The sequence below is a fragment of the Streptomyces sp. NPDC060049 genome, from assembly GCF_042736715.1.
Taxonomy (GTDB): Bacteria; Actinomycetota; Actinomycetes; order Streptomycetales; family Streptomycetaceae; genus Streptomyces.
Genome location: NZ_JBHWVV010000032.1, coordinates 29,902 through 52,269, shown reverse-complemented (window position 1 = coordinate 52,269; position 22,368 = coordinate 29,902). Strand labels below are relative to the sequence as shown.

Here is a 22,368-nt window from a genome sequence, read left to right as displayed (position 1 = left end):
AAGGCGGGGAGTGTCTCCGGGGGGAGACAAATGATTACCGGGGGATACACATGCACATTTCCGATTTCCATGCTTCTGTCACCGCACTGTCGACGGCCACGGCCTCGACGGAAAGCAATGGCCGACTGATGGCGAGCGGTGCCACCACGCACGGCGTGGGCCGCTCCACTCCGCTGCGCGTCGACGCGCAGCGCAATCTCGAACACGTACTGCGCGCGGCCCGCGAGGTCTTCGGCGAGCTGGGCTACGGGGCTCCGATGGAGGACGTGGCGCGGCGCGCGCGGGTCGGCGTCGGCACCGTGTACCGGCGGTTCCCGAGCAAGGACGTCCTGGTCCGGCGGATAGCCGAGGAGGAGACCTCCCGGCTGACCGAGCAGGCCCGTACCGCGCTCGGCCAGGAGGAGGAGCCGTGGGAGGCGCTGTCGTGCTTCCTGCGCACCTCCGTGGCCTCCGGCGCCGGGCGGCTGCTGCCGCCGCAGGTGCTGCGGGTCGGCGGCCCCGACGAGGACGCGGCGCAGGACGAGGAAGCACGCGTTCCGCACCAGCGTCAGGCCGTCGCGGCCGGCGGGACACCCGACCTGCGGGTCGTGGGGGCTTCGCGGACCGGCCTGGAGGACGAGCCCTCGGACGACGCGGGCGCGGGTGCGCTGCTGGAGGTCGTCGGCCGCCTGGTGGACCGTGCCCGGGAGGCCGGCGAGCTGCGCGCCGACGTCACGGTGGCCGATGTGCTGCTGGTGATAGCCACGGCGGCGCCCGCGCTGCCGGACGCGGCGCAGCAGGCGGCGGCCTCGGCCCGACTGCTCGACATCCTGCTCGAAGGGCTGCGGTCCCGGACCGTGTAGGCCGTCGACGGGCAGGGCCCGGCACGGCCCGACGCGGATGGCGGGTCCCCCCGCGGGGTGGCGTCAACCGGATCCATCGAACGCACTATCGCTCGAACGGGTGAGGTGGCGCACGGCGATTCGCCGTGGCTTGCCCGGATGAGTGGATGGCGTGGAGACGGGTCCGGTGCGCGTCCACCATGTGCCACGCTGAATCGGTGTACCGGTTGAGTGTGTCGTGCGGGGGCGTCCGCCATGAGCGTTGACGGGCGGGAAGAGCCACGCGCCGGCGCCGGTGGCGAAGTCGGGACGGGCAGCCCGCCCGCACGGCAGGTCCCGGCGCAGCGCGAGCCGGGCGGGCGCCACGCCGCCGGGTCGAGCGGTGAGCTGCCGCCGTCCGACGGGGACTTGATCGGCCGGGTGCGCGGCGGCGACGACGGCGCGTACGAGGAGCTGTTCCGCCGGCACGCCGATGCCGTACGCCGCTACGCCCGCACGTGCTGCCGCGACGGGCACACCGCCGACGACCTGACGGCCGAGGTGTTCGCACGCACCCTCCAGGCCGTACGGGGCGGGGCGGGCCCGGACCAGTCGGTGCGCGCCTATCTGCTGACCACCGTGCGCCGGGTCGCCGCGGCCTGGGCGAAGACGGCGAGACGGGAGCATCTGGTCGAGGACTTCGCGCTGTTCGCGGAGCAGGCCGCCGGAGGCGGTGACGGCACCGTCGCGCTGACCGGGGACGACACCCTCGAACTGGGCGCCGATGTAAGGGCGATGCGCGAGGCCGAGCACTCCCTCGCCATGCAGGCCTTCCGGAGCCTGCCCGAGCGGTGGCAGGCCGTGCTGTGGCACACCACCGTCGAGGAGGCTTCGCCGAGCTCGATCGCACCGCTCTTCGGGCTGAGCGCCAACGCCACCGCCGTGCTGGCCGGCCGGGCCCGCGAAGGGCTCAAGCAGGCTTACCTGCAGGCCCATGTGAGCACCGCGCTGAGCTCGGGCGGAGACTGCGCCCGGTACGCCGACCGGCTGGGCGCGTACGCCCGCGGCGGCTTGCGCATGCGGGCGGAGCGGGGTCTGCGCAGCCACCTGGAGGAGTGCGCCCGGTGCCGGCTCGCGGCCGGGGAGCTCAAGGACGTCAACGCGGGCATTCCCGCGCTGCTCCCGGTCGCGGTCATCGGGTGGTTCGCCGCCGGGTACGCGGCCAAGGCCGCCGGAGTGGTGGCGGGCGGGGCCGTCGCCGCAGGCGGTGCCGGAGCCGCCGCGGCCGCGGCCGGCGGGTCGTCGGCCGGAGCGGGAGCCGGGGCCGCCGCGGGTGGTGCGGCGGGCGGGGCCGGGTCCGGCGGTATCGGCGCGGCCGTGCCCTCGGAGGGGCTGGGGCTGCCTGCGAAGGCCGCCATCGCCGCCGGGGTCGTGGTCGCCGCGGCCGCCGGGGTGGTGTTCGCGCTGGCCGGTGACGACACCGAGCCGCAGGCCCGGGTGGCGCCCGCGCCGGGCGTGGTAGCGCCCGCCCTTCCGGCGCCGGGGAGTTCCGCCCCCGCCGCGCGGGAGCCCAGCCCGGCGGGGGCGCAGCCGCCGCCGGCGCGAGGGCCCGTACCGACGGCGCGGGCGACGAAGCCGCCGGTGGCCGGGGCGCCGGCCGCGCCGGCGCCCTCGCCGAGCCGGGAGCGGCCCTCGCCGAGCCCGAGCCCGAGCCGCAGCGCGAGTCCGAAGCCGAAGCCGACGCCTCCTCCGCCGCCGCGGGCCCCGGAGGGGTTCCGCCTCGCCGGGCTGGACCACTCCGTCGCCGGGGACCACAGCGGCCCCGAGCTGCAGACCTGGCGCAGCAGCTGGGTGTGGCAGCGCTGGAGCCCGCAGATCGGCGGGCAGCGCTTCGGGCACGGGATCACCGTCGACTCCCGCTCGTCCGTGGAGATCGTCCTCAACCGCCAGTGCGCGAGCTTCTCCGCACGGGCCGGTGTGGACGGCCTGTCGCTGTTCACGGACGGCGAGGTGCGCTTCTCCGTGTACGCGGACGGGCAGCGCCTGTGGCAGTCCCGGGCACTCGGCTACGGGGACCCGGCAGTGGGCCTGTCCGTCTCCCTGGCCGGGCACGAGACCTTGCGCCTGGTCGTGGAACGGGCCGGCGGCGGGCGCCTGCCGACGCTGGCGACCTGGGCCGACGCCGTGATCGGCTGCCGCTGACGAAGGTCAGCCTCCGGTGAGGAGCGCCGCCACCTCCGCCGGGGTGAGCGCGGCGCCGGCCGCCTGTTCCCGGGCGAAGCGCTCCTGGCCGAGCGCGGCGCGGGTGCGGTCCGGGAACCCGTCGAGGGCCGCCGCCTCCGGGACCGACCGCGGGTGTCCCGCACGCCAGGCGGTGGCGGCCGCGAAGACCCGTACGGCCTCGGCCGGGCGGCCGGTGGCGGCCAGCTGACCGGCGGCGGTCTCGGCGAGCGCGGCGAGGACCCGTTCCGCGCAGTGCCCGGCGACGGCGGCGGCCAGGGCGGGGGCGATCAGGGCCAGGCCCGCCTCCGGGCCGTGCTCACGGGCGGCGAGGACGGCCTCGATGTTGGCGAGTCCGGCGGTGAGCTGCGGCGGCCCCGTGAACTTCGCGGCCTCGGCGCGGGCCAGATCGCAGTCGGTGCGGGCCCGGTCGAGGTCGCCCCGGAAGAGGGCGAGCAGCGAGGCGACCAGTCGGCTGTAGGCGCGCACGTCGTACACCCCGCCGAACTGCGCGGCCTCGCGGTCCGCCTGGGCCAGCAGCTGCTCGGCGCCGTCGACGTCCCCGACGCAGAAGGCCGTTTCGGCGATCCGGACGAGCACGAAGGGCGCTTCGAGGTCCGCGCCGACCTCCCGGGCGAGGCGCAGGCACTCCTCGTACTCGGTGCGGGCGGTGTCGTACCGGCCGCGGGAGAGGGCCCGTTCGCCGGACGCGCTCGCGACCTGGGAACGGGTCCAGCGGTCGCCGACCCGGTCGGCTATCTCGTGCAGTTCGGCGATGTCCGCGTCGACGGTGGGCAGGCCGCCGGTGATGTCGATGGCGACGTGGGTGCGGAGCATGAGGGTGACGCCCAGCTCCCAGTCGGAGCCGTGGCGGCGGCAGTTCTCGACGGCGCTTTCGAGGCAGGCGTGGAAGCCGAGGACGTCGCCGGTGAGGTACGAGGCCATGGGCCAGAGCATGCCGGGGAAGCGGACCGTCTCGGGGCCGCCCCGACCGAAGGCCTCGGTGATGCGGGCCGAGGAGGCGGCGTAGCCCGGGGAGTGGAACTCCTCGAGATCGCGGCCCTCGGCGAGCAGGAACACGCGGAGGACCTCCAGGCGCATGAGGATCCAGTAGGACGGGGAGCCATCGGGCGGGTCGGGCGGAGTGAGGGCCAGGGCCCGGCCGGTCCACTCGGCGCCCTCGTCGCGGTAGTTGCGCAGCCACCAGAACCAGCCGAGGGCGAAGACGAGGCGCTGTGCGGTGTCGCCGTCGTCGTGGGTGACGGCGGTGTGCAGGGCGGCGCGGAGGTTGTCGAGCTCGGTCTCGATCCGGCGGATCCAGGGGAGCTGGGCGGCGGAGCGGAGCAGGGGTTCGGCTTCCTCGGCGAGGGCCGTGAAGTGGGCGGCGTGACGGCGGGCGGTACGGGTGCGGGCGGCGGGGGCGGCCGCGGCGCGTTCGGTGGCGTACTCGTGGATGGTTTCGAGCATGCCGTAGCGCATGCCGGCGGGGCCGGCGGGCTCGGCGAAGACGAGGGACTTGTCGACGAGGGAGCCGAGGAGGTGGGCGACGTCGGCCTCGTGATCGGCGTAGGCGTCGGCGTCGGTGTCGGCGTCGGCGTCGACGTCGGCCTCCAGGGCGCAGACGGCTTCGGCCGCCGCCAGGTCGCAGCCGCCGGCGAAGGCGGACAGGCGGCACAGGACGGTGCGTTCGGGTTCGGAGAGGAGGTCCCAGGACCAGTCGACGACGGCGCGCAGCGTCTGCTGGCGGGGTAGGACGGTCCGGGAACCGCTGGTCAGGAGGCGGAACCGGTCGTCGAGGCGGTCGGCGATCTGGCGCGGGGTGAGCAGGCGCAACCGGGCGGCGGCCAGCTCGATGGCGAGCGGCAGGCCGTCCAGGCGGGCGCAGATCTCGGCCACGGCGGCCGGGTCCTCGTCGGGGGCGAAACCGGGGCGGGCGGCGGCGCCCCGGTCGGCGAAGAGCCGGTGCGCGGTGGCGGGCGGGAGCGGTTCGACGGGCCGGATCGTTTCGCCGGGGACGCCGAGGGGCTCACGGCTGGTGGCGAGGATCCGTACGCCGGGGCAGTGCGTGAGGAGGCGTTCGGCGAGGTCGGCGGCGGCGCCGATGACGTGCTCGCAGTTGTCGAGGACGAGGAGCAGGCGGCGGTTCGCGCAGTGCTCGACGAGGAGGGCGGTGGGGTCCTCGGTCGGGGCCTTCTCGCGGGCCACGAGGGAGCTCTCGCGCAGACCGAGGGCGCTGAGGACGGCGCCGGGGACGGCGGCGGGGTGGTCCAGGCGGGCCAGTTCGACGAGCCAGGCCGGTTCGGCGTGGTCGGCGTCCGCGGTAGTCGCCGTGGCGTGGTCGGCGGCGGCGGTAGTCGCGGCGGCGTGCTCGGCGGCGGCGGTAGTCGCGGCGGCGTGCTCGGCGGCGGCGGTAGTCGCGGCGGCGTGCTCGGCGGCGGCGTGCTCGGCGAGGCGGGTCTTGCCGGAGCCGCCGGGGCCGGTGAGCGTGATCAGGCGCAGGCGGGGCAGGTCCGCGCGGAGCGAGGCGAGTTCGGGCTCGCGCCCGACGAAGGAGGTGAGGCGGGGGCGGAGGTTGCCCCGCCGGGGCGCGGGGGTCCGGGGCGGGGTGGGCGGCGCGGCCGGCTGGAGGAGCTGGGCGTGGAGGGAGACCAGTTCGGGGCCGGGGTCCGTGCCGAGGGCTTCGGACAGGGTCCGGCGGGTGCGCTCGTACGCGGCGAGGGCCTCGGCGGGGCGGCCGGCCGCGCGCAGCGCGCGGAGCTGCTGGGCGCGGAGGCGTTCGTCGTACGGGTTCCCCTGGATCAGCGCCTCGATCTCCGGGAGGAGCGTCGCCGGATCCGTGGCACCTGAGCGGAGATCGGCCTCGACCCGGTCGCGGAGCGCCGCCGTGCGGCGCGCCTCGGCGGCGGCCGCGTGGGTGGTGCGGGCCGGCTCCGGGAGATCGGCGAAGGCGGGGCCGCGCCAGAGGCCGAGGGCGGACCGGAGGGTCACGGCGGCGGCGGGGTGCCGGCCGGAGGCGAGCTCCTGGGCTCCTCGGCGGGCCAGCCGGGTGAAACGGTGGAAGTCCACGTCGTCCGGGCCTCGGACGGCGAGGCGGTAGCCGCCGGCGGGGTCGGCCAGGACGGTGTCCCGGGCGCCCAGGGCGCGGCGCAGCCGGGCGACGAGGGCCTGGAGGGCGGCGGGGGCATCCCCGGGCGGGTCGTCGCCCCAGACCTCGTCGATGAGGTCCGCGACGGGGGCGGGGGTGCGGGTGTCCGCGCGCAGGGCGAGCGCGGTGAGGAGTGCGCGGAGGCGGGGGCCGCCGAGGGGGCGGGGGGTGTGGGTGTCGGCCTGGTGCACCTCGTCGGCCCGGCGCACCTCGTCGGCCCGGCGCACCTCGGACTGGGGGGCCGTGGGGGTCTCGTCGGCCCGGTGAGCCGTGTGGGTCTCGTCGGTCTCGTCGGTCTCGTCGCGGGCCTCGGTGATGCCGAGGATCAGGTAACGCACGGGGCAATACTGCCGGTCCTTCGCCGGGTGCGGACGCCGGTCGGGGGTGTTCGGCTCCGTCCGGGCCCTGGGCTCCCGCCCCGGGGACCGGCGCCTCGAACGCCGACGGGCCGGAAACAACTGCGGGCAAGGACCCACGAGTTGTCGGCTCATGCCCCGGGTGGGACGCCGGGCGGCGGGACAGCGTGCGACGGACGAAGCGGGCGGCCGGTGAGGGGGTGGGTTACGAGAGGGCCTTGGGGCGGAGGGGGACGCCTGTGGGGACCGCGCGGCGGCGGGGGGTGGAGGTGCCCGTCCAGCACGTGCCCCGGCGGGCGAGGAGGCGGCCCAACCACAGTTCCATCGAGACGAGTTCGGCCAGTCCGTCCAACGGGACCGGGTGGCCGTCCGCCGCGTCGAGGAGGGCTTGGCGCACGACCCGGGCCTCGATCAGGCCCGCGTCCGCCAGGAGGGGGGCGGAGAAGAGGGACAGGAGCTCCGGGAGGGCGGTGCGCAGGCCCAGTCGGGTCGCCGATTCGTTCGGGGCGCGGGTCGTGGCGCCCCACCCGGGAGGGAGTTCGCGGACGCCGGCCGAGGACAGGACGGTGCGCAGGATCGCCGCACGGGCGCCGGGCTGGACGCGCAGGGATTCGGGGAGGGCCCGGGCGGCCCGTACGACCTGATTGTCCAGGAAGGGGGCGTGCAGCCGCTGGCTGCGGACCTCCACTGCCTGTTCGAAGACCCGGTGGCCGGCCGCGTGGCGGGCCAGGACGGCACGGGCCCGGGCCTCCCCCGGGCGCAGGGAGAGCGGGGGGCGGCCCGCGGCGGCGCTGAGGCGGATCGATACCTCGGCCAGCGCCTCGCCCGTCAGCCAGGCCGCCGCCGGGCCCGGCCGGGACCAGGTCAGGGCTGCGAGCGAGGCGTCCACCGGGGAGGAGGATCCCCCGGAGGCCGCGCCCTCGCGCAGCCGGGCCGCCGCCGCTTCCATGCCCGCGCGGTACGGCGTACGGGCCAGGCGGCGGGCGGCCGAGTACACGGTGAGGGGGACGAGGAGGGAGTCGCCGGGGGACGAGCGGGCCAGGGCCAGGGCCGGGCGCAGGAGGTGGCGCCGGCGGCGGTCGAGGAGCAGGTCGGCGAGCCGGGCGGGGTGGGCGTCGAGGACTTGGCGGGCTCCGTGGCCGGTGAAGTGGTCCGCGGAGCCGGCGGCGAGACGGCGGCGCTCGCGGGCGGCGAAGACGAGGGAGGGGCCCGGTTCGTCGGTGAGGGGCCCGTCGAGGTCCGCGTAGGGGAGCGCTTCCTCGGCGGCGGCCACGACCACGTGGTGCAGCCGGGGGTTGGCGGCGATGGCGTGGGCGCGTTCCAGTTCGGCCTCGCGGCCCCGCGGGGTGGCGAGGTCGTTGAAGGTGACCGCGAGGAGGCGTTCGCCGGTGCGGCTGAGGATGGTGCCCGGTGCTCCGGGGAGGCCGGCCGCCAGCAGGGCGAGGGTCGCGGAGGCGCTGCCGCCGGAGAGGTCGGCGCCCACTCCGGGAACGGGCGCGGGGGCGCCGCGGGCCGCTCGGCGGTCGGCGGGGCCCATTCCGGGGACGGGTCCGGGGTCGTAGGCCGCCGCCTCGGGAGCATGGCGGGGAGCCGTGAGCCGGGCGCGCACCGCGTCGACCAAAGCTTCCCGTACGCCCTCCACCGCGCGCTCGGGGTCGGCCTCGGGGGCGGCCACCGCGAGGGAGGCCACCGACTCGTACCCGGTGATCTCCCGCGAGCCCTCGCGCAGGATCAGGGCGTGGCCGGGCGGGATCCGGCGTACGCCGACGTACGGTGTGCCGTCGCCCAGCGCCTCCGGACTGTCGGGGCAGGCCAGCAGGGCGGCGAGATGGCCCACGTCGAGCTGCGCCTCGATCAGGTCGGCGAGCGGGAGGGCGGCGGTGGCGTACGCGGTTCCGCTGGCCCAGGGGGTGTAGAAGACGGGCCGGGCTCCGGCGAGGTCCCCGACGACGGTGATGCGCCGGCCGGCCTGGACGACGGCGGTGTAGCTGCCGGGCCACTGGGTGAGGTGGCGCAGGGCGCCCCCGCGGGCGGCGTACAGGGCCTGGCGCAGTTCCCCGTCGGTGGCGCCGCAGCAGCCGAGGACGACGAGCCGGGTGAAGGGGTCGGCCGGGTCTGCGGTGAGGGTGCGGATCTCGTCCGGTCGCCAGTCGCCGACGGCCCAGAGGGGGTCGGGGTCTCCCCAGAGCAGTTGGGCGCCCACGGGGACCACGGTGCGGTCGGCGTCGGCGGCGGCCGGATCGTCGGCGTGGTCGGCGTCGGCGAGGCCGCCGCGGACGGGGCCGTCGGCCCATCCGTCGGGGCCGGGGCCGTAGCCGGTGGCGTGGCCGGAGCCGTATGCGCCCTGGCCGGAGCCCTGCGCGGCGCTTCGGGCGGAGCCGGGGCCCGCGACCCGTCCGGCCGTGCCGAAGCTCGCGGCGATACTGCTCCAACCCACCAACCAGCGCACCGCCGCCTCCCCAGCCCGTGGGCACCTGACCGGGGTACGAACGGCGCGGCCGGCTCTCTGGGCACGACCGGCGGGACCCCGGGTGGCTCGGGGACCATGCTGCCACGAGACAGGCGTGCGAGAGTGGTTAAGGGGGCGCGCGTGCGAACGAACACGCCCCGTCCATGCGGTATTTGGCGTTCCGTTCCCAGCGTCCCATAGGTCGCTTTCGGCCATTCTCAGGCCGTACCGCGGACCCGCCGGTCCCATCCGGCGGGGCACGGCGAAGCGCGGCCCGGGAGGCGGCGTCCGCCCCCCGGACCGTTCCGCCACCCGCGGGGATTGGGGCAGCGGCGTCCCCCGGCCCGCCGGATCCACGCGGCGGGCCGACCCACGCACCGCACATCGAATCGCCGGCCCCGCGGAGCGGCCAGAGCGCACGGCCGGGCGCACGGCCACACGGGCGGAGCACGCGCTGACACGTGCGCCCCGGGCGTGGACCCCGCCCGACTGTGCATACGGACAACAATCCCGCCATACGGAACAAGAGGCCTTAACGCTTGGGAGGCAGGGAACTACGCTGGGTTTACGAAATGCCGGGCGCCTATGCCCCGGCGGCGTATGCGTTCCGCGTGTGACGAGGGGTGGCGCATGTCCAGGGAGCTCCGCGAGCCCAATGAGAAGCTCGGCGCCGTCCTCGCCCTCGCGGGCATCAGCAACGCCGGGCTCGCCCGCCGGGTCAACGACCTCGGCGCGCAGCGCGGCCTGACACTTCGGTACGACAAGACGTCCGTGGCCCGGTGGGTCTCGAAGGGCATGGTGCCGCAGGGCGCCGCGCCCCACCTGATCGCGGCGGCCATCGGCGCGAAGCTCGGCCGGCCCGTGCCGCTGCACGAGATCGGCCTCGCGGACGCGGACCCGGCGCCCGAGGTGGGGCTGGCCTTCCCGCGCGACGTGGGCGCCGCCGTGCGCTCGGCCACCGACCTCTACCGGCTCGACCTCGCCGGGCGGCGCGGCGGTGGCGGGATCTGGCAGTCGCTCGCCGGTTCGTTCTCGGTATCGGCATATGCGACGCCGGCTTCGCGCTGGCTGATATCTCCCGCCGACAGTTCCGTGGCGCGCGAGCCGGGGCCCGCGTCCGGGCAGCGTCAGGGCCAGGTGCGGAGCAGGGGGCAGAACGGACAGGACAGCGGGCAGGGCAGTGGACCGGGCAGTGGACCGGGGCAGTATCGCCCGGTGCCATCCCGCGCGACCGTGGCATCACGCGAGCCGGTGCCGGGCGCGGCCCCGCCGGAAGGCCTTCCGGCGCCTCCCGGAGCGCCCGTCCGGGGTGTGCCCGCCCAGCCTCCAGGCGAAACGCACGCCCCTTACGCGCCCGAGGCCGGCCCGCAGCGCGTGGGCCACAGCGATGTGACCAAGCTGCGCGAGGCCGCCGAGGACGCCCGCCGCTGGGACTCCAAGTACGGCGGCGGCGACTGGCGTTCGTCGATGGTCCCCGAGTGCCTGCGGGTGGACGCGACGCCGCTGCTGCTCGGCTCCTACACCGACGAGGTGGGCCGCGCGCTCTTCGGCGCGACCGCCGAACTGACCCGGCTGGCCGGCTGGATGGCCTTCGACACCGGCCAGCAGGAAGCGGCCCAGCGCTACTACATCCAGGCCCTGCGCCTGGCCCGCGCGGCAGCCGACGTACCGCTCGGCGGGTACGTGCTGGCCTCGATGTCGCTCCAGGCTACCTATCGGGACTTTGCGGACGAGGGCGTGGACCTCGCGCAGGCCGCCGTCGAACGCAACCGGGGCCTGGCCACCGCCCGCACCATGAGCTTCTTCCGCCTCGTCGAGGCGCGGGCGCACGCGAAGGCCGGCGATCCGGCGGCCGCCGGGGCCGCGCTGAAGGCCGCCGAGAGCTGGCTGGAGCGTGCCCGGGAGGGCGACGCCGATCCGACCTGGCTCGGCTTCTACTCCTACGACCGCTTCGCGGCGGACGCGGCCGAGTGCTACCGCGATCTCAAACTCCCGCGCCAGGTAAGGCGTTTCACCGAACAGGCACTGTCCCGGCCGACGGAGGAGTACGTACGATCGCACGGGCTGCGGCTCGTGGTGAGCGCCGTCGCCGAGCTGGAGTCCGGGAACCTCGACGCGGCGTGCGCGGCGGGCACCCGGGCGGTCGAGGTCGCCGGGCGGATCACGTCCGCACGGACGACCGAATACGTACGGGACCTCCTGCACCGGCTGGAACCGTACGGGGACGAACCGCGCGTCGCCGAACTGCGCGAGCGGGCCAGGCCTCTGCTGGTGACCCCGGCATAGGCCCCGCGTCGCCCCTTTGTCAGTGGCGGGGTGCACTATGCAGGGGTGGGAGGTGTCAGTGTGGGCGGCGTGGGCAGCATGGGCAGGGTGGACTGCGATGTGCTGGTGATCGGCGGCGGAATCGTCGGGCTGTCGACGGCGCATGCCCTCGCCGGGCTCGCTCCGGGGACCCGTGTGGTCGTCCTGGAGAAGGAAGCCGGTCCGGCGCGGCACCAGACGGGCCGCAACAGCGGTGTGATCCACAGCGGCATCTACTACAAGCCGGGCTCGCTCAAGGCGCGCTTCGCCGTGCGCGGGGCGGCCGAGATGGTCAAGTTCTGCGCGGAGCACGACATCCCGCACGAGGTGACGGGCAAGCTCATCGTCGCCACCGAGCGGGACGAGCTCCCGCGCCTGCACGCGCTCGTCCAGCGGGGCCGGGAGAACGGCATCCCGGTGCGGGAACTCGGGCCGACACAGATCGCGGAGTACGAGCCCGAGGTGCGCGGCCTCGCCGCGATCCACGTCGGGACCACCGGGATCGTGGACTACGGGCGGGTCGCGGAGCAGCTGGCGGAGTCCTCGGGGGCCGAGATCGTCTACGGCGGCGCCGTGGAGCGGATCGCGCGGCGCGCGTCGGGGGTGGCGGTGCGGACGAGCACCGGCCTCGTGGTGCGCGCGCGGGTCCTGGTGAACTGCGCGGGCCTGCAGTGCGACCGGATCGCCCGGCTGGCCGGCGACGACCCGGGCATGCGGATCCTGCCGTTCCGGGGCGAGTACTACGACCTGGCGAGACCGGAGCTGGTGCGCGGGCTGGTCTATCCGGTGCCGGACCCCGCGTTCCCCTTCCTCGGGGTGCACCTGACGCGGGGCATCGGGGGCGGGGTCCACGTCGGGCCGAACGCGGTGCCGGCGCTGGCGCGCGAGGGGTACGGGTGGGGCGTGGTGCGGCCGCGGGACCTCGCGGACGAGCTGGCCTGGCCGGGATCCTGGCGGATGGCCGCCCAGCACTGGCGGTACGGGGCGGGCGAAGTGCGGCGGTCGCTGTCGAAGCCGGCGTTCGTCGAGGCGGTACGGAGGCTGCTGCCGGCGGTGACGGCCGGGGACCTGGTGCCCGCGGCGGCCGGGGTCCGGGCGCAGGCGGTGCTGCGGGACGGGACGCTGGTGGACGACTTCCTGATCCGGGAGGGGATGCGGACGGTGCACGTGCTGAACGCTCCGTCGCCGGCGGCCACCGCTTCGCTCCCGATCGGGCGGGAGATCGCGTCCCGAGCGCTCACCGCGCTGCGCGCGGCGTAGCTTCGGCGGTCCCGGGTCCCTGCTGCGCGGGACACTCCCCGACCGCCGGGTCGCGGCTGCGGGTGGCGTGCCCTGCGGGGCTGGGCGGGCCGCCGGGTGGGCGGGGGGCGCGCGTAGAATCTGGGCATTGTGTCTGAGCCACTAAACCCCCAGAATCCCGCCTCCCAGCCCGCGCCGGAGGCGACCGGTACCTACACGCCCCCGAAGTGGCGGACCGAGCCGCGGTTTCCCGACGGGCCCGCTCCCGATCCGGCCGGCTCGCACCACGAGCGGCGGATCCGGAGCTTCCAGCCCCGGCGGAGCCGGGTGACCACCGGGCAGGGCGAGGCCCTCAAGCGGCTGTGGGGCACCTGGGGTCTCGACATCGACGGGCATGACGTCATCGATCTCAAGCAGATGTTCGACGGGCTTCCCGTCGTGCTGGAGATCGGCTTCGGCATGGGTGAGGCCACCGCGCAGATGGCCGCCGCCGACCCGGAGACGGGGATCCTCGCCGCCGACGTGCACACCCCGGGTCAGGGCAACCTCCTCGCCCTCGCCGAGCGCAACGGGCTCGGCAACGTGCGCGTCGCGAACGGCGACGCCATCATCCTGCTCCGGGAGATGCTGCCGCCCGACTCCCTCGCCGGGATCCGCGTCTACTTCCCCGACCCCTGGCCCAAGGCCCGCCACCACAAGCGACGCCTGATCCAGCCCGAGTTCCTCGCGCTGGCCGCCACCCGCATGGCGCCGGGGGCGATCCTGCACTGTGCGACCGACTGGGAGCCGTACGCCGAGCAGATGCTCGAAGTGCTCACCGCGCAGCCGGAGTTCGAGAACACGCAGGCCGACGGCGGCTACGCGCCCCGTCCCGGCTTCCGCCCGCTGACCCGATTCGAGGGACAGGGACTCGACAAGGGGCACGTCGTACACGACTTGCTCTTCCGCCGCATCGAGAACCCGGACAACGGCTCGGACAACAGCGGGAACTGAAGTACGTCACTCCGCGTGTCGGTGTCGCTCGGTACAGTCATCACGTGCTCCGAGCGACAACCCGACTGTCCGGTGCGGCCCATGTGCCCACGTACGTGCTCGTCGTGCTGCTCGCCGCCGCCGGCATCTCGATCCTGGAACTCGTGCGGGAGCAGACCGGCACCCCCGGGTTCTTCGTCGGCCTCGGCCTGGCCCTGCTACCGGTGGCGCCGCTCCTGGCGGCGTTCCGGTGGGTGGGCCGGGCCGCGCCGCATCCGTGGGGGCAGTTGCTGTTCTGCTTCGGCTGGGGAGCGTGCGCGGCGGCGCTGATCGCCATACTGGCCAACAGTTTCGCCACCGAGTGGATAGCCGCTGCCACCGCCGATCCCTCCGACGCCGACCAGCTCGGCTCGGTGGCCATCGCCCCGGTGGTCGAGGAGAGCGCCAAGGCGGCCGCCCTGCTGCTGGTGTTCCTGTTCCGGAGGCGCCAGTTCACCGGCCCGGCCGACGGCTTCGTGGTGGCCGGTTTCACCGCCACCGGCTTCGCCTTCACGGAGAACATCCTCTACCTCGGCAACGCCTTCGGCGAGGACGCGGAGAACGGCACCGCCGTACTGAACTCCGTCACGGCCGCGACCTTCTTCGTCCGCGTCGTCATGTCGCCGTTCGCGCACCCGCTGTTCACGGTGTTCACCGGCCTGGGCTTCGGCGCGGCCGCCCTCTGCGTCCACCGCCGGCGCCGGGCGGGGCTGCCGCTGCTCGGGCTCGGCTCGGCCATGGGGCTGCACGCGCTGTGGAACAGCTCCTCGGACCTCGGGGAGTCCGGCTTCTACATGGTCTACGGCTGCGTGATGGTCCCCTTGTTCGGGCTGCTGGCGTGGCTGGCCGTGTGGATACGGCGCCGGCGCCTGCGGGCCGTCGCCGGGGAGCTCGCGGTGTACGCGGCCGCCGGCTGGCTCGGCCCGGCCGAGGTTCCGGCGCTGGTGTCGATGCCGGCGCGGTCGCTGGCCCGGGAGCTGGCCCGGAGCACGGGCGGCCGCCCGGCCGGGCGCGCGGTGGCGCGGTACGAGGCCGACGCGGCGGCCCTCGCCCTGCTGCGTCACCGGGCGCGCAGCGTGGGTCCGGCCCGCGAGCCCGACTTCGCCGGCCGGGAGCGGGAGTTGCTGCACCGGCTCTGGCTGCGGCGCGCGACGGCGGGACCGGCCCTGTCCCGGGCGGCGGTCCTGGAGGAGCTGCTGCCGCCCTGGTTCGATCCGCTGGCGCACCGGGTCCCCGTGGAGCGGCCCGCACTGGCCGGCGTACCGGCTCCGCGGGACCATCGCGGCCCCCGCTCGGGGCTCAGGCCGTCCCTTTCCGACCTCGCCTGATCCGCGCCGCCCGGCACGGTCAGCGAGAGACGACCTAGTGCTAGAGACGACCTAGTGCTGGGCCGGTGGACCTTCCCGGTCACAGCACTAGACGTTGAGGCCCTTCGCCGTCAGCCAGGCCAGCGGGTCCACCGTGGTGCCGCCTTCGCGGACTTCGAGGTGGAGGTGGGGGCCGGTGACGTTGCCGGTGGCGCCGACCCGGCCGATGGTCTCGCCGGCGGCGACCGAGCCGCCGGTCACCGACATGGAGGACAGGTGGCAGTACCAGACCTCGGTGCCGTCGGTCAGTTCCAGCACGATCCGGTAGCCGTACGCGCCGGACCAGCCCGCCGAGGTGATCTTGCCGCTGCCGACGGCCTTGGCGGGGGTGCCGGTCGGGGCGGCGAAGTCGAGGCCCGTGTGGTGGCCGGAGGACCACATGGAGCCGGAGTCCCCGTAGTGGGAGGTGAGGGTGTAGGCCGAGGTGGGCAGTGAGTAGCCGCCGGCCGCCTTGACGGCGGCCTCCCTGGCTTTGGCCTCGGCCGCCTCCTTGGCCTCCCGCGCCTCGCGCTCCTCCTTGGCCGCCTGCTCGGCCGCCGCGGCCTCGGCCGCCACGCGCGCACGCTCCTGGGCCTCGCGGGCCTCTTGGGCGGCGACCTCCTGGGCGGCCCGTTCGGAATCGGCCCGCTCCTGGGCTGCGGCCGCCTCCTGCTGGGACTCGGCCTGCTGGAGGATGCGGCTGCGCAGCAGCTCGCCCGCGTCGGCGCGGCGGTCGGCCTGCCGCGGGAAGATTCCGGTCCGGGCGGGGGCGGCGTCCGCGTCCGCGTGCTGCGTCCCGTCGGCCTCGGCATCGTCCCCGCCGCCCAGCACGCCGGGGAGCTCGGGCATGGAGGGCAGGGATATGGCGACCTGGGGCCGGTCCTGTGCGGTGGCGATGCCGCTCGCGCCGACCGCCGCGATGACGCCGACGCCCAGGACGGTGGAGGACCGGGCGAGTCCCCCGCGCTGCTTGAGGACCCGGTGCTTGCCGCGCGGCGGGCGTGCCGAGTCCTCGGTGGGGTTCCATTCGCCCCAGGCTCCGGCGGTGGGCGGCTCCTGGAATTCGATGCCTTCAGGGGCAGGCGAGTTGGAGGCCACCGGGGCACACTCCTCATGGACACGCACGCGCACGGCGCCGTCTCTGGCGACGACTGGGACGACCGCGCTGCGTTATCGAACGGTAATAGAAGAGGGGGAGTGATTCCAAGCAGTTGCGATTGATCGTTAACGATAATCAGCCACTTACTGAATGGCCCTGGCCAGGACTTTTACCCGCACTCAGGGATCAACTCGGGCAAAAATCGGCCGACTCGCCCACCTCTTCCGCCACACCACTCTCTTGACGGTCCATCAAGACGCTTGCAGAGCGCGCCCCCGCGACTACGCTCCGTTTCCTCTCGGTACTACGGGGACCGTCCGTCGCCGTTCCGGCTGCCCCCGGGCGGGCCGCGCCACCGCCAGCAGGGCCATGTCGTCCGTCGCCGCGCCGCCCGTGTGGCGGCGCACGTCGCTGCCGAGCGCGCTCAGCAGTTCGTCGGGCCCGGGGAAGACCCGGCCGCGCAGCCGGGCCGCCGGATCGTAGAAGACCCCCTCCCCGTCCCGGGCCTCGGTCAGGCCGTCGGTGTAGAGGAGCAGGGTGGCCCCCTCGGGGAACTCCCACTCGCGGGCCCGGTCCGGCCGGCCGCCGAGGTCGCCCATGCCCAGCGGCAGCGCCGGCTCGACGGGGGCCAGCACCGAGAGGCCCCCGTCCGCGTACAGCAGAAGCGGCTCGGGGTGGCCCCGGTTGACGAGGCGCAGCGTGCCCGCGCCCGGCGGGATCTCCCCGAGCACGCACGTCGTGAAGCCCTCCACCGCGTCCAGGCTGTCGCGCCGGGTGCCCTCGCGGGCCAGCGCCCGCTCCAGCCGCCGTGCCACCCCTTCCAGGGTGGGCTCGCTCTCCGCCACCTCCCGGAACGCCCCGAGGACCACCGCGACGGCCTCGACCGCCCCGAGCCCCTTGCCCCGTACGTCGCCCACCGCGAGCCGGACCCCGTACGGGGTGTCCTGGACGGCGTACAGGTCGCCGCCGATGAAGGCGTCCGCCTGGGCGGCCTCGTAGCGGGCGCTCACGTGCAGGCCCGCGATGCGATCGGCGGGCGTGGGCAGTACGGCGCGCTGCGCGGCCTCGGCGATCCCGCGCGCCGAGGCGAGCTGCTCGGTGCCGCGCCGCACCACGACGTTGATCAGCGTGGCGAGCCCGGAGACGGTCAGGACGGTGACCGTCTCGGTCAGGGCCTCCGCCTTCCAGGTGGTGCTGTCGTAGATGTGCAGCAGGATCACCGCGAGCGTGGCCAGCACGCCGGTCAGCACGGTCCGGCGCAGAGTGAACAGCGGGGCGGCGACCAGCGGGGCCGCGGTGAAGAAGGGCGAGCCCGTGTAGCTGGGCGGGGTCACGAAGTTGAAGGCGATGCCGAGCGCGATCAGGGTGGCCGGGAGCGTTCTGACGATCCGGCGGACCACGGGTGCGGCGGCGACCGCGTCGAACGCGCGCCCGCTCCTGCCCTGCCGGCCCAGCCGCGCCACGCTGCTCTCCTACCGCCCGGTCCTCGCACGGATGCGGGCCCGCCGCCGCCTCGCCCCCAAGGCTGGCCGCCGCGGGGCTCGTACGGCTACCCGGACAGGACCGTTCGGGTGAGGGGGCGCGCGGGGAAAGGACCGGGACCGGCAGCATGGGCCAACGACGAAGGCCCGGTTCCTTTGAGGGAACCGGGCCTTCGTACTGAGTAGCGGGGGCAGGATTTGAACCTACGACCTCTGGGTTATGAGCCCAGCGAGCTACCGAGCTGCTCCACCCCGCGTCGGTAAACCCAACTCTACGCCATCCGGGCGGAGGGCTCCGCCAATTAACGTCCACACGACGCTCAGGATGGGTATCGCCGCAGGTCAGAGCCGTAAAACCGGCGTTTCCGGCCCGTCCGCGCGGGTCCTGACACCCCGTCCGGCGGGTGGTCCGCCCGGCCCGGACATGCGAAACGCCCCACCCGAGGACTCGGATGGGGCGTTCCCAGCAGGTCAGAGGTTGTCCCCTCGTTCCCGCGAGCAGTAGGCCATGTCGGACTCGAACCGACAACCAACGGATTAAAAGTCCGCTGCTCTGCCAATTGAGCTAATGGCCCTCGGCGTGCTCAACCCAGAGCATAGCCGCAGAGCGCGGGACAGCCGATCGCATATCCCCTGTCCGGCCCGGGCCATGTCGGCGAGTGCTCCCGGACCAGCGGGCCGGCGTACGGACAGGGCCCCTGCGACGGTGTGTCGCAGGGGCCCTGTCACTCGCTCAGTTCAGCGGCTGTGATCAGCCGTTGCGCTTCCAGCGGGGCTTGTCGTCGCGGCGGCCGCCGAAGGAGGAGCCTGTCGAGCCGCCACCGGCGGGGCGGTGGTCGTCGCGACGGCCGTACGGACGGTCGCCGCCGCCGGAGCGGAAGCCGCCGCCGGTGGGACGGTCGCCACCGCGGTCGTCACGGTTGAAGCCACCCGAGGGGCGGTCGTCACGGTTGAAGCCACCCGAGGGGCGGTCGTCACGACGGAAGCCACCACCGGTCGGACGGTCGCCACCGGAACGGAAGCCACCACCCGCGGGACGGTCGCCACCCGAACGGAACCCACCGGACGGACGGTCGTCGCGACGGAAGCCGCCACGGTCGCCACCGCGGTCACCGCGGTCGTCACGGTTGAAGCCACCCGAGGGGCGGTCGTCACGACGGAAGCCACCACCGGTCGGACGGTCGCCACCGGAACGGAAGCCACCACCCGCGGGACGGTCGCCACCCGAACGGAACCCACCGGACGGACGGTCGTCGCGACGGAAGCCGCCACGGTCGCCACCGCGGTCACCGCGGTCGTCACGACGGTTGTCGCGGCGCTCGAAGTTGCCGCGGTCGTCACGGCTCTGGAACGCGGGGCGCTCCTCGGCGACCGGCGCGGCCGCGGCGGCAGCCGCGACCTCGGCCTCGGCGGCCTCGGCCACCTCGGCGACAGCGGCCTCCGGGTCCTCGCCGCGCTCACGCGCGGAGCGGGCGACCAGGCGGTCGGCCTCCTCGCGCAGCTCGACGGCACGGCGCGACAGGCGCTCCAGCTGCTTGGTGAGGTCGGCGACCTCGCGCTCGGCCTGCTTCGCGGCGTTGTTCGCGGAGTCGGCCTGGACCTGCGTCAGCGAACGGGCACCGGTGATCTCGGCGACCTCGGGGTCGAAGGCGCCGACGCCCTGGACGATGTGGCGCGAGGCGTCGACGCCCGCGTCCTCCATCAGGCGGAAGATCTGGCGGCGCTGGTGCGGCAGGGCGAGGGAGACGACCACGCCCGACTTGCCGGCGCGGGCGGTACGGCCCGAGCGGTGCAGGTAGTCCTTGTGGTCGCCGGCCGGGTCCACGTTCAGGACCAGGTCGATGCCGTCGACGTGGATGCCGCGGGCGGCGACGTCGGTGGCGACGAGCGCGTTGACGTAGCCGTCCTTGAAGTCCGCGAGGACGCGGGTACGGGCGCCCTGCGTCATGCCGCCGTGCAGCGCGTCGGCCTTCACGCCGGACTCGATGAGCTGCTCGGCGATGCGGTCGGCGCCCAGCTGGGTGCGGACGAAGATGATGGTGCGGCCCTTGCGGGCGGCGATGGCGGCCGTGACCGGCGCCTTGTCCTTCGGCTTCACGACGAGGACGTGGTGCGTCATGGTCGTGACGTTGCCCTGCGCGCTGTCGACCTCGTGCGTGACGGGGTTGGTCAGGTAGCGCTTGACCAGCGTGCCGATCTCGTTCTCCATGGTGGCGGAGAAGAGCATGCGCTGGCCGCCGCCGGGGATCTGGTCGAGCAGCTCGGTGACCTCGGGCAGGAAGCCCAGGTCGGCCATCTGGTCGGCCTCGTCGAGGACCGCGACCTGGACGTTCGCCAGGGAGCAGGCGCCGCGGTTGATGATGTCGCGCAGACGGCCCGGGGTGGCGACGAGGACGTCGACACCGCGCTCCAGAGCGAAGATCTGGTTGCTCATGGAGGTACCGCCGCAGACGACCTTCATCTTGAGGCCGAGCACGTCGCCGTACGGCTGGAGAGCGTCGGCGACCTGCATCGCGAGCTCACGCGTCGGCGTCAGGATGATCGCGCGGGGCTTCTTCTTCTCGGTGTGGCCGCCGGCCAGCGAGGCCAGGGTCGGCAGACCGAAGGAGAGCGTCTTGCCGGAGCCGGTGCGGCCGCGGCCGAGGATGTCCTTGCCGGCCAGGGCGTCCGGGATGGTCGCCGCCTGGATCGGGAAGGGGGCGGTGACACCGTTCTGGGCGAGCTTGCGCACGATCCCGTCCGGCAGACCGAGGTCGCCGAAGGTCAGGGTGGGCTCGGCGTCGGCGTCGGCGTCGGCGTCGTCGGCCTCGGCGTCGAAGTCGGTGGTGGAGTCCTCGAAGGACTCGCCGGTCGTCACGTCGGCCTCGAGGGCCTCGATGATCTCGTCGGCGACTACGGCCTCGATGGCCTCGGTGACCGCGAGGGTCTCGGCGTCGACGATCTCGTTGGAGTCGTTCTCGGGCATGACGGAACGGTCAGAACTGGAAATGGACATGCGAAATGCGAAACCTTCCGGAGTCTCGGCACGCGCCCAAACTCCGTGAATCGCAAATCGACCGCCTCAATGCGGTCAGCCACGGCTAGGGAGAGTACGCGCCACGCGGCGCTCTTCGGAGTCGGCGCCGGGCAATGGGATCAAACGATCTATAACCATACGCACCCTCCCCCGGGTCTGGCAAGTCACCTCCCCAAAGAGAGCCCTGACCTGCGCAAACACCCTTCACCCCGGGGAACCCCCGGGCTCGGCCCTCGGCCCGCCCGGGCCTACGACTGCCCGACGGGCGCCCCGGTGGGGTCCGGCTGCGTGGGCTCCGGAGTCGGTGTGGGATCGGTCACGGGCGGGGGCGAGACGGGCGGGACGGGAGTCGGCGGCGCCGGGGTCGCGGAGCCGGGCTGGCCGCCCGCCGAACCACTCGCTCCGCCGGATCCCGAACCGGAACCGGCTCCGCCCGTCGGCGGCTGCTGGGGGCCCTGGCCGCCCGCTCCGCCGCCCGGCCCCGCCGACTGCGAGGGAGCCCCGGGCGGGCCCGCGGGGGCGCCGGGGCTGGGGGAGGCGCCCGTCGCGCCGGAGGCCTTGCCGGGCTCCCCGGCCTTGCCGTCCTGGTTCCCCGTACCGTCCTTCGAGCCGTGGCCGCCCCTCGCGGCCCCGGAGCCCTTGCCGGACGAGGAGCCTCCGCCCGACCTGCCCGCCTGGGCCCCGGCCGAGGAGGAGGGGCCGGGCTGAGCGGCGTCGTCGCCGACGCTCATGCAGCCCGCCGTCGCCGCCACCGCGAGCGCGGCGACCGCCAGTCGCAGGGGGCGAAGGGGGCGCGGGGGGCGGAGGGAAGCGGTCAACTGGCGCACGGGGCACCTCCGGAACACAGGCAAGGGTCCGCGGTGAGCGGGTCAATGTGCCCAACTCCCTCTGCCCCGTAAGAGACACGCTCCAGTGGGGAGAAGGGTCGCGTGCCACCGTTCGGACCGCGGTCCGAACGGCCGGGCGAACGGCCGGGCGAGGCCTCACGCGAACAGGCTGCGCGCCACCTGGAGTCCGAGCGTGACCCCTCCGAGCCCGACCAGTACCGACGCCGCCACGTTCGCCGTCGCGAGGAACCCCCAGCCCCGCTCCGCCAGTCGCAGCGTCTCGTACGAGAACGTCGAGTACGTGCTCAGCGCCCCGCACAGCCCCGTCCCGAGCAGCAGGCTCAGCCGCGAGGAGGCCGCGCCGTCCAACACCGCCCCGGTCAGCGCCCCCAGCACCAGGCAGGCCACCGCGTTCACCACGAAGGTCCCCCAGGGGAAGAGCGAATCGTGCCGCGCCTGCACCGCACGGTCGATCAGGTAGCGCAGCGGCGCCCCCACGGCCGCGCCCACGATCACCACGAGCCAGTTCACCGGCGCACCGGAGCCCCGCCGCCGCCCACCGCGCGACGCGTCACCCGGGCGGCCGCCCACACGGCGCCGAGCGCGCCGGCCACCGTGAGACCGGCGTACGCCAGCGCGGTCCCCGCCTCACCGGTGTCCAGCAGCCGGGCGAAGTCCACGGCATAGGTGGAGAAGGTGGTGAAGCCGCCGAGCACCCCGACCCCCGCGAAGGGCCGTACGAGGGGATGCGCCGAGCGGCCGCCCTCACTGATCAGCACCATGAGCACGCCGACGCACGCGCAGCCCGCCACGTTGACCCAGAAGGTTCCCCACGGGAAGGCCCCGGGCGCGGCCGGCCACAGCAGCCCGACCCCGTACCGCGCCGAAGCGCCCACGGCGCCGCCGGCCGCCACGGCCGCGAGGACCCGGCGCCGCGGCTCGGCGCGCTGCGCCGGCACGTGGAGGTCGACGTCCGGGTCGATGGCCTCGGGGCCCTCGGCCGGCCGGGTCATCCGCGCCCCACCGCACATGTCGCCACCGGGCCATTCTCGCGCGCCGCGTCCCGGCCCGCCTC

Annotated in this window: 14 protein-coding genes and 2 tRNA genes; 6 read left to right on the top strand and 10 right to left on the bottom strand. The window is 74.9% G+C overall.

Annotation, left to right across the window (positions count from 1 at the left end):
- Positions 1 to 50: 50 nt before the first annotated feature.
- Together ACFWBY_RS36135 and ACFWBY_RS36130 are read left to right on the top strand one after the other, a co-directional pair.
- Entirely contained in the window at positions 51 to 842 is a 792-nt protein-coding gene (locus ACFWBY_RS36135) for a TetR/AcrR family transcriptional regulator (protein ID WP_385339385.1), read from the top strand.
- 234 nt (positions 843 to 1,076) lie between these two features.
- The gene (locus tag ACFWBY_RS36130; protein WP_385339387.1) at positions 1,077 to 3,002 is read left to right on the top strand and encodes a sigma-70 family RNA polymerase sigma factor; all 1,926 of its coding nucleotides are present in this window, start codon (positions 1,077 to 1,079) and stop codon (positions 3,000 to 3,002) included.
- A gap of 6 nt (positions 3,003 to 3,008) precedes the next feature.
- Here the strand turns inward: ACFWBY_RS36130 and ACFWBY_RS36125 are convergent, their stop codons facing one another.
- Positions 3,009 to 6,356 carry a BTAD domain-containing putative transcriptional regulator gene (locus ACFWBY_RS36125; RefSeq protein WP_385339474.1) on the bottom strand — a complete coding sequence of 1,116 codons (3,348 nt, stop codon included), beginning with the start codon at positions 6,354 to 6,356 and terminating at the stop codon, positions 3,009 to 3,011.
- A gap of 370 nt (positions 6,357 to 6,726) precedes the next feature.
- Positions 6,727 to 8,970, bottom strand: coding sequence for an asparagine synthase-related protein (locus ACFWBY_RS36120; RefSeq protein ID WP_385339389.1), 2,244 nt, complete (start codon positions 8,968 to 8,970; stop codon positions 6,727 to 6,729).
- Between the two features lie 630 nt (positions 8,971 to 9,600).
- On the opposite strand from ACFWBY_RS36120, the gene ACFWBY_RS36115 reads away from it, so the two are divergent.
- The 4 genes from ACFWBY_RS36115 (at position 9,601) to ACFWBY_RS36100 (ending at position 14,852) form a co-directional block, all read left to right on the top strand.
- Positions 9,601 to 11,256: a sporulation protein gene (locus tag ACFWBY_RS36115; RefSeq protein ID WP_385339392.1), complete on the top strand. Its 1,656-nt coding sequence runs from the start codon at positions 9,601 to 9,603 to the stop codon at positions 11,254 to 11,256.
- A 78-nt stretch (positions 11,257 to 11,334) separates the two neighbouring features.
- Positions 11,335 to 12,534, top strand: coding sequence for an L-2-hydroxyglutarate oxidase (lhgO, locus tag ACFWBY_RS36110; RefSeq protein WP_385339476.1), 1,200 nt, complete (start codon positions 11,335 to 11,337; stop codon positions 12,532 to 12,534).
- Positions 12,535 to 12,663: 129 nt separating this feature from the next.
- Positions 12,664 to 13,506 (top strand): tRNA (guanosine(46)-N7)-methyltransferase TrmB, encoded by an 843-nt coding sequence (gene trmB, locus ACFWBY_RS36105; RefSeq protein WP_385339394.1) that lies wholly within the window; start codon positions 12,664 to 12,666, stop codon positions 13,504 to 13,506.
- Positions 13,507 to 13,550: 44 nt separating this feature from the next.
- On the top strand, positions 13,551 to 14,852 hold the full coding sequence (locus ACFWBY_RS36100; RefSeq protein ID WP_385339397.1) for a PrsW family intramembrane metalloprotease: 1,302 nt from the start codon (positions 13,551 to 13,553) through the stop codon (positions 14,850 to 14,852).
- Between the two features lie 87 nt (positions 14,853 to 14,939).
- Here the strand turns inward: ACFWBY_RS36100 and ACFWBY_RS36095 are convergent, their stop codons facing one another.
- The 8 genes from ACFWBY_RS36095 to ACFWBY_RS36060 all read right to left on the bottom strand — a co-directional run bounded on the left by ACFWBY_RS36095 (position 14,940) and on the right by ACFWBY_RS36060 (position 22,306).
- Complete coding sequence (locus tag ACFWBY_RS36095) at positions 14,940 to 15,968, bottom strand: M23 family metallopeptidase (protein WP_385339400.1); 1,029 nt, start codon at positions 15,966 to 15,968, stop codon at positions 14,940 to 14,942.
- Positions 15,969 to 16,250: 282 nt separating this feature from the next.
- On the bottom strand, positions 16,251 to 17,423 hold the full coding sequence (locus tag ACFWBY_RS36090) for a PP2C family protein-serine/threonine phosphatase (protein WP_385339479.1): 1,173 nt from the start codon (positions 17,421 to 17,423) through the stop codon (positions 16,251 to 16,253).
- Positions 17,424 to 17,633: 210 nt separating this feature from the next.
- Positions 17,634 to 17,707 (bottom strand) — tRNA-Met (locus ACFWBY_RS36085).
- 245 nt (positions 17,708 to 17,952) lie between these two features.
- Positions 17,953 to 18,025, bottom strand: a tRNA-Lys gene (locus tag ACFWBY_RS36080).
- Positions 18,026 to 18,201: 176 nt separating this feature from the next.
- Positions 18,202 to 20,445: a DEAD/DEAH box helicase gene (locus tag ACFWBY_RS36075; protein ID WP_385409753.1), complete on the bottom strand. Its 2,244-nt coding sequence runs from the start codon at positions 20,443 to 20,445 to the stop codon at positions 18,202 to 18,204.
- Positions 20,446 to 20,714: 269 nt separating this feature from the next.
- Positions 20,715 to 21,284: a hypothetical protein gene (locus ACFWBY_RS36070; protein WP_385339405.1), complete on the bottom strand. Its 570-nt coding sequence runs from the start codon at positions 21,282 to 21,284 to the stop codon at positions 20,715 to 20,717.
- Positions 21,285 to 21,449: 165 nt separating this feature from the next.
- Positions 21,450 to 21,824, bottom strand: a complete 375-nt coding sequence (crcB, locus tag ACFWBY_RS36065) for a fluoride efflux transporter CrcB (RefSeq protein WP_385339408.1) — start codon at positions 21,822 to 21,824, stop codon at positions 21,450 to 21,452.
- Positions 21,821 to 22,306, bottom strand: coding sequence for a fluoride efflux transporter FluC (locus ACFWBY_RS36060; protein ID WP_385339411.1), 486 nt, complete (start codon positions 22,304 to 22,306; stop codon positions 21,821 to 21,823). The genes crcB and ACFWBY_RS36060 overlap by 4 nt, the downstream gene beginning before the upstream one ends.
- Between the last annotated feature and the right edge of the window lie 62 nt (positions 22,307 to 22,368).